The organism is Actinocrinis sp., assembly GCF_035938995.1.
In the GTDB taxonomy this organism is placed as follows: Bacteria; Actinomycetota; Actinomycetes; order Streptomycetales; family Catenulisporaceae; genus DASZGI01.
In genome coordinates this window covers 1-8,620 of record NZ_DASZGI010000345.1, presented here as the reverse complement: position 1 = coordinate 8,620, position 8,620 = coordinate 1, and the positions used below count along the sequence as shown (strand labels likewise).

Sequence of the window (8,620 nt, the reverse complement as noted above, 5' to 3'; positions counted from 1 at the left end):
GCGGCCGACACGCGCCGGGTCCGGGGCGGGACCCCGCGTCCTGAGTACTGCTCGACCGCGCGGGTCGTGGACGGGACCGGCAGCGCCGACGCGGGCGCGGCCTCGGCGGAGGCACCGGCCCACGGCAGGAACCCGACCGGCTCACCGTCGAAGGAGATGGCCTCGGGGCCGGCCGCGACGAGTTCGGCGGAGGCCGCGGCCGGGAGCTTCTGGACTTCGGATCGTGGCATCGGGACTCGTTCCTCCGGCGGCACTGCGGGCGGGGATACGGCTACTTCGGGGGCGGGACGGTGAGTCGGGGCTGGTGCGGGCGGAGCGGCGGGCGTCGGTGCGGGTGCGGCCTGCGCGACAGGGGCAGGCACGGTGGGGATAGCCGCGACGGGGGCTGGCTTGGCGGGAATCGGTGCAGTCGATATGGCCGGCGCAGGGGTGGCTGGTGCGGCGGCAGCAGGTGAAGCACTGGCCGCTGCGCCTGACCCGAGGACGGCTGCCGCACGACCGGCGACACCGTCCGGGATCGGGGCGCCGCCGCCGACCGGGAAGGCCGGGCGGCGCGGCCGGTCCTGGACCCGGTCCGCGCCCAGCAGCGCGGACAGGTCCACGGGCAGGCCGTTGCCGATCAAGGGGGCGAGCAGTTTGGCCAGCGACCGGGCGGCGGGCAGTCCGCGGCGGTCCACCGACACCGCGACGTGCGGGGAGTCGGCGAGCGTCTCGCGCACCCACCGCGAGCAGGTGGAGCTCGGTCCGACCTCGATGAAGTACCGGTAGCCGCGCTGGTAGGTGGTGTGGATCAGGCGCGGGAAGTCGATCGTGGAGCGCAGCGTCTGGGCGATGTGGGCCGCGGTGACCTTCTGGTCATCGAGCCCGGTGATGACCGAGTAGTCGTAGGCGCTGAACAGCTCCAGCCCGTCGGGCGACCCGGTCGGGTGGTCGTTCAGCTCGGCCAGGCCCTCGAGTTCGGGATCGACGACGGGGCAGTGCATCACCGACTTGATCGGCATGCGCGCGGACGCGCAGCCTAGCTCGTCGATCAGGGCCTTGCACTGGTCCGGGTCGCCGGCCACCACCACCTCGATGGGGGTGTTGACGTGGGTGAGGAAAAGCCGGTCGTAGCGGTCGAGCGCGGTGCGGACCCGCTGCACGTCGCTGAGCAGGATGTAGCAGCGCCACACCGCTTCGTCCGGGGTCTCGTCGGACAGGCCCCAGGCCTCGCGGACCGTGAGACGCCGGCCGCACAGCCGGTCCTTGAACAGCGGCGTGGAGCTGATCCGGTCGTCCCGCCGGGCGGAGCGCTGCCAGCCGCCGGTGGCGAACAGCATGCTGCTTTCGCCGAGGCTGTAGCCGAAGGCGCCGTGGGCGCGGATGCCGAGGTACTCGCGCACCAGGTCGGTGTAGAGGATCGCGAAGGTGGTGCCGGTGGCGAGCATGAACGGGATGTCGTCGCCGAGCGCTTCCTCCAGCTCCATCGACTCGCGCCGGCCCATCACGCTGACCCGGCGCTGGTAGAGCTGGGCGCTGCGGAAGAGGCGGTCCGGGTCCTCGGCCTCCGCCTCGAACCGGGTCAGCAGGCCGGGGAAGGGCCGGAAGAAGTCGCGGCCGAGCCCGGGGTAGGAGTTGAACGCGCCCGGGTAGACCAGGGCGACCTTGCCGCCCCCGCCGACCGGCCGGCTGGTGAAGTAGCTGCCCGCCGGGGTGGTCCACTCGTCGCTGCGGGCGAAGGCCACGGGCAGGTCGCGGGCCGCCAGCTCCAGTTCGCGGATCAGCTCGGCGCGGTCCCGGCCGACCAGCACGACGCGGCGGCCGTCGGCGGGCAGCCGCTCTGCCGCAGCGCGGGCCAGTTGGTACGGGTCGGCGCCGTCGGTGAGCAGGTCGCGGTGCCGGGTCGCCTCGGCCAGCAGGCCGTCGACGCTGTCCGCGGCGAGCACGAGCAGGATCGGGGACGCCGAGCGCCGCCAGTCGAGCTCCGCGACGGCTCCGCGGGTGGCCTGCGCGGAGAGCACCAGGTGGCCGTGGGCGCCACCGGGGCCGATGAAGCTGACCGCCGCGTGGCGCCGCGCCCCTTGGCTGGCGCGCAGCCAGGGGCGGGAGTTGTCGGGGAGGTAGAAGGCTGAGGCGGCGAACGCGTCGGCGAATTCGGCGGCCGGGCGGCGCCAACCGGGCACCGCCGGGAGGTAGCCGTGGTGCAGGCAGAGGACCGTGCGCAGCAGACCAGCCATCGCGGCCGCGGCCAGGGCGTCTCCGACGACTGACTTGGCGCTGCCGAGCGCGACGGAGCCGGACCCGGCCGGGTAGATGCTGGCGAGCGCGGCGAGTTCGGCCTGGTCCTCGGCGGGGATTCCGCTGGCGTGCGCCTCGACGTAGCCGATGTCCCCGGCGCCGACTCCGGCAGCGTCCAGTGCAGAGGCCGCAGCGGCCGCGAGGGGCAGCGGATCGGCTTCGGGGACGGCGCCGTCGACCGCCTTCGCGTACCGCACGGCGATGGATTCCAGCCGCGCGTACGCGGTGCGGCTGCTCTCATCGGGCCGGGTGACCACGACCGCTCCGGCGCCTTCGCCGATCCGCCAGCCCCCGGTGCCCTCGCCGAAGCTGAGTCCGGGACCGGCCGCCGGGCCGCCCGAGCCGATCCGCGCGAGCAGGCTCTCGGGGGATGCGGCCAGGTCGACCGCGCCGACGAGCACTGCCTCGACGGACTCGTCGACCAGCAGCAGCCGCGCGATCTCGAGCGCCTCGGCGGTGCCCGCGCCCTCGGCGGACACCGTGAACGAGGGGCCGGTGAAGTTCCACAGCGAGGAGATCCGGCTGGCCATGATGTTGCCGATGTAGCTGAGCACCTCGTTGGCTTTGATCGGCTCGTGCACGCCGTCGCGGGCCGCCTGGATCAGGTCGGTCTGCCGCGCGGTCGGCTGCCACTTTCCGTCCCGGGCGGCCTCGTCGAGGAACTTCGCCAGGTCGTACCGGGCCAGGTGCAGGTGCGCGCTCGGCTCGATCTCCATGGCCACCACGACGGCGACGCGGCGCGGGTCGGGGGCGCTCTGGCCCTTGGGGACCTTGCGGCTGTACCCGGCGTCGTTGAGCGCCTCGTCGGCGACCTTGGACATCAAGGCGTGCTGGAGGTTGTAGTTGCGCAGGTCCGTGGGCGGGATGCGCACGTCGATCGGGTCGATGCCGACCGTGTCGACGAAGGCGCCCTCGGGCAGCGAGCCGCGGCTGAGCCCGGCCCGGTCGAGCGTGCCGTCGAGGACCTGCTCAAGGCCGCGCCAGCGCCGCTCGGGCAGCGGGACGAAGGCGGACGCGGCGTCGTGCCCGGCCCGCTCGAAGGCGTCGACCGAGTCCAGGGGCCCGAAGTGGGCGCCCAGACCGACGATGTCCAGGGCGAGCGCGGGCGCCGCGCCGCCGGGCGCTGAAGCGGCTTCAGCCGCCGTCGACGGCTCGGACAGAATCACGTGCGCATTAGTGCCGCCGAATCCGAAGGCTGACACTCCTGCCCGGCGCGGCCCGGAGCCGGTGGGCCAGGCCCGTCCTTCGCGGACCAGGACGTTGCCACCGACCGACCCATCCTTCGCGGTGACAGGAACGGTGACGCCGGTCGTGGGCGGGATGTGCCCGTGCTCCATCGCCAGGATGACCTTGAGCATGCTGCTCAGACCGGCGACCGTCAGCAGGTGGCCGATGTTGCCCTTGACCGAGCCGATCAGCGGCACCTTGCCGCGCGAGCCGAAGTACGCGGCGACCGACTCCGCCTCGGTGCTGTCCCCGATCGGCGTGCCGGTCGCGTGGCATTCCAGGTAGTCGATGTCGCGCGGGTCGATGCCCGCCTCCGCATAGGCCAGTTCGTAGGACCGCAGCTGTCCCGCGGCATTCGGCACCAGTAGGTGCCGCCCGGAGCCGTCGTTCGACAGGCCGATGCCGTCGATCACGGCGCGGATCCGGTCGCCGTCGCGCAGCGCGTCCTCGAGCCGCTTAACCGCGACCATGCCGGCGCCCTGGCCGGTGAGGATGCCTTCGGACTTCGCGTCGAACGGCTGGCTGAAGCCGCTCTGCGGGTAGGCCTGCAGATCGGAGAAGCAGAGGTGGATCAGCGTCGGGTCCGGGGCGCAGACGCCGCCGGCAAGCGCGAGGTCCACCTGACCGGTGGCCAGGTGGTCGCAGGCGAGCTTGAGCGCGTACAGGGCGGAGGAGCATGCTGCGTCGAGCGCATAGCGGGGTCCGCCGAGGCCGAGGGCCGCGCCGACGATGCGCGCCGGCGAGCCGCTGACCCGGGTGTCCTCGACCGAGACGGGGCCGGGCGGCAGCAGCGGCCCGGCCCCGTGCGGTACGGGGACTCCGGCCCGCCGCAGCCCGTCCAGCACGGCCTCGTGGACGAGGGGCAGGCTGGTGCGGGCGGACGACGGGGTCGGGAAGGAGTAGTTGCCGAGCGCGAGGCTGGTGCGGGAGAGCACGTCGGGACGCTCGTGGTAGCCGCTGTCGCGCAGGGCCTCGCGCGCGACGTGCAGCGACCAGTGGAAGACGCGGTCGAGCCGGGCGACCAGGTCCGGGCTGAGGCTGAATCCGGTCGGGTCGAATTCGAAACCGGTGATGAATCCGCCGCGGGTGCAGTCGATCCGGTGGGCCGGATCGGCGTCGCCCGCGCGGGCCGGGCCGAAGACCTCCTCGCCGCCTTCGCGGCGGCTGTCCACACCGTCGTGGAGGTTCCGCCAGAACTCGGCGGTGTCCGCGGCGCCGGGGACCAGGCAGGAGAGGCCGACGATCGCGTACTTGCCCATGAGAGCAGTCGTCCCTTCGGGTCTACCGGTCCGGTCCGCGCTGGCGGACCGGACCGGTTGCGGCGTAGTTGCGTCAGCCGGCGAACTTCACGGCCAGTTGCGGCGTGGAGACCACCGAGACCGCGCTCAGCCGGCTGAGCACCCGCCCGTCCTGGGCGCACGCGGTGACCGTGAGCGTCGCCTTGCTGCTACCGCCCGCCGAGACGGGCTCGACCACCACCAGGAACGGCTGACCGTCCGGCAGCGCCTCGTACAGGTCCACGGTGGACACCCCGAGCGGCAGGCTCGCGGTGTCGCGGAACCGGGCCATCCACACCAGCGCCGCCTGGAGCAGGAGGTCGGTGGTGCCGGGGCCGTAGAGCCGGCCGGCGAAGGCGCCTCCGGCGGGGCGGTGCTCCGGCAGGGCGCACTCGAGCACCAGCCGGCTCTCCTGGGATTCGACGACCTTGCGCACGCCGCGCAGAGACTGGCCGTGGAAGAGGGTGCCGTCGCTGTAGAAGCCGGCGGCGTCCTGGCCCTGGCCGAGTGCCGGGAGACCCGCCACCGTCGGCCGCGACAGCCGCGCCGAGGCGTCGGTGTCCAGCACCACTCCGGCCGCGTAGTGCGGGCGGATCTTGCCGTTCGCGCCGACCGAGCGGATCGTCACTTCGGTGGTGGCGCCGTCGCCGGCCGGGGCCGCCTCGAGCTGGAACTGGCTGTTCTCGGTGCCGTCGAAGACCACGCCCTTGTGCACCGCGAAGTCGCGCACCTGGCGCACGGTGCCGCCGGTGATCCGCTCGACCGCGCCGATCGCCCAGCCGAGCGCGACCGCGGCGGGCAGCACCGGGGTGCCGCCGATGACGTGGTCGGCCACGATCGGGTCGGCCTGCAGGCTGTCGAGGCGCCGCTCGAGCACCACGGCCGCCTGCGGCAGGGCGCTCTCGCGCTCGGACAGCGGGGTGGTCGGGCCGAGGACCGCCACCACGTCGTGTCCGCGCTCGGGGGCGAACTGGTCGGCGAACATCCGGGTGCCGACCTCGACCGGGATCAGTGGGATGCCGCGGGCCGTGAAGACCGCCTTGATCTGCGGCGAGACCATGCCGCTGTCCCAGGCGCCCCAGTTCAGGGCACTGACCTGGACACCCGGGTGGCGGCGCTTCCAGGAGGAGGCGAAGGCGTTGAGCGCCTCGTTCGCCATCGCGTAGTCGGACTGGCCGCGGTTGCCGAAGAACCCTGCGACCGAGGTGAAGAGCACCACGTGCTTGAGGCCGTCGGCGGGCAGGGCGTCGATCACCGAGCGCAGCCCGCCGAGCTTCGCAGCAAACACTCGCTCGATCTCAGAGGCCTTCTTCGCGGCGATCAGCTGGTCCGCGAGCACCCCAGCGCCGTGGACGAGGCCGGTGATGCGCTGGGCGTACGGGGCGAGCGCGGAGGCGGTCGCGGCGGTGTCGGTGATGTCGACCGCGAGGTATTCCGCCTGGCTGCCGGCGGCGTGCAGGTCGGCGAGGGTCGCGCGGATCTCGCGCTCGCCCACGACCGCCTGGTAGAGCTGCTCGACCCGCTTCGGGGTCGGCTTCTCCCCCGCCGCCTTGAGCTCGTTCACCGCGGCGGCCTTGAGCTCGGCCGCGCCCTGCACTCCCTGCGCCCAGGCCGGCTCGCCGCTCAGCGGGGTGCGGCCCAGCAGGAGCAGACCGGGCCGGTAGCGCTTGGCCAGGTCCACCACGCAGCGGGCAGTGATGCCGCGGCCGCCGCCGGTGACCACGATCAGGTCGTTCGGGGTGACTTCGGGCACTGTGGCGCCGGTCGCCGCGGCGAGCGAGGTCGAGCCGAGGGTGAGCGCGAGGCGCTGGGTGCCGTCCCGGCCGACCTGCACCGGCTCGGCGGAGGCGTCGTTGAGCTCTTCGATGATGAGGTCCGCGGCGCTGTCCGGGTCGATCGCCGGGGCCAAGTCGACCGCGCGGCAGAACAGGCTCGGCGCCTCGACCGCGAGGGTCTTGGCCAGGCCGCCCAGACCGCCCGCGGGGACGTGGCTCTCGTCCACGCCGGAGAGGCCGAACGCGCCGTCGAGCCGGGTGACGGTGGCGAAGGTGGCGCGACCACTGCCCGCGGCGGAGGTCAGCGCCTCCACCGTGTGCCGCGCGACGAGCAGCCCGTGGCCGAGCCGGTGCACCGAGTTGGCCCAGTCGGCGCCGGGCTCGGTGTCGAAGTACAGCACCACGCGGATCTGGTCGGCAAGGGACTGCTCGATCTGCGAGGCCAGCTCGGTGACGCCCCAGCTGGTGAGCTCGAGGTCGCGGCCCGAGGCGGTGCGCCGGGCGACGCCGGGCAGCCGCAGCACGTTGACTCGCCAGCCCGCGGCGGCCAGCCGCGCGGCGACCAGCGGGGCGATCGCGCCGCCGTCATCGACGATCAGCGCGCCGCTGCCCTGCGGGTAAGCGTTGGCGAGGCTGTCCGGGGTGGGCAGCTGAACCAGGTTCGCCTGGGCCCGACCGAGCTTGCCGGTCGTGTCGTAGGCGGTGGTCGCAGCGGCGGCAGGGGCGGCGGCAGCGGGTGCCGCGGTCTGGGCCGGAGCGGGCACTGCGGTCTGAGCGGGAGCGGGCACTTCGGCCTGAGCGGGAGCAGAGGCACCGGCGACGAAGTTCACGATGTCGCCCAACGTCCGAAGCTCCGCCAACTCCTCAGGACCCGCATCCGCACCGCCCGGGAACCGCTCCTGCAACTCACCCATGATCTCAACACGCTTAATCGAGTCGATCCCAAGATCAGCCTCGACATCCATACCGAGGTCCAGCATCTCCGCCGGATAGCCAGTCTTCGCCGCCACGACCTCCAACAAGACGGTCTCCACGGCGGCCGCCGCAGGACCCGCAGACGCCGCAGCCGAAGCCGGGGCAGCCGCGGTGGCCGGAGTGGCGGCAGCGACCGGAGCGGGAGCTGGTGCGGCGGGCGCCGGAGCAGGCACGACAGGTGCGGCTGCAGGGGCAGCGGTGGCAACCGGAGCACTGGCGGGCGCTGACGCAGCGACGAAGTTCACGATGTCGCCCAGCGTCCGAAGCTCCGCCAGCTCCTCCGGACCAGCATCCGCGCCGCCGGGGAACCGCTCCTGCAGCTCACCCATGATCTCAACACGCTTAATCGAGTCGATCCCCAGATCAGCCTCGATGTCCATGCCCAGATCCAGCATCTCCGACGGATAACCCGTCTTCGCCGCCACGACGTCCAGCAAGGCGGTCTCGACCGCGCTCGCCGCCGGACCCACAGGCGCGGACGCAGCAGCCGGAGCCGGGGCGGGCGCCGCCACCGGAGCAGGAGACACGACCGGGGCGGGTGCGGGGGCAGCGGCGGGAACCGGAGCCGGCGCAGCGGCAGTAGCAGCGGGAGCGCCGGCAGGAGCTGAAGCCGCCACGAAGTTCACGATGTCGCCGAGGGTGCGCAACTCAGCAAGCTGCTCCGGACCGGCATCCACACCGCCCGGGAACCGCTCCTGAAGTTCGCCCATGATCTCAACACGCTTAATCGAGTCGATCCCCAGATCAGCCTCGATGTCCATGCCCAGATCCAGCATCTCCGACGGATAACCCGTCTTCGCCGCCACGACGTCCAGCAGAGCAGCCTCGACCGCACTCGCCGCAGGACCCGCGGGCGCGGCAGCCGAAGCAGGAGCCGCCACCGGAGCAGGAGCCACGACCGGGGCAGCGGCGGGAGCCGTCGCGGCAGCAGCAGCGGGAGCACCAGCAGGAGCCGAAGCCGCCACGAAGTTCACGATGTCGCCGAGGGTGCGCAACTCAGCAAGCTGCTCCGGACCGGCATCCACACCGCCCGGGAACCGCTCCTGAAGTTCGCCCATGATCTCAACACGCTTGATCGAGTCGATCCCG

The 8,620-nt window shown here is 73.1% G+C and carries 2 protein-coding genes; both read right to left on the bottom strand.

Annotated features, from left to right (window positions below; translation table 11 throughout):
- Nucleotides 1-4,763 (bottom strand): beta-ketoacyl synthase N-terminal-like domain-containing protein (locus VGZ32_RS24460; protein WP_326888532.1); only part of this gene is annotated, 4,763 nt, incomplete at its 3' end.
- Nucleotides 4,764-4,836: 73 nt separating this feature from the next.
- On the bottom strand, nucleotides 4,837-8,620 hold a 3,784-nt coding region (locus VGZ32_RS24455), incomplete at its 5' end, for an SDR family NAD(P)-dependent oxidoreductase (protein ID WP_326888531.1).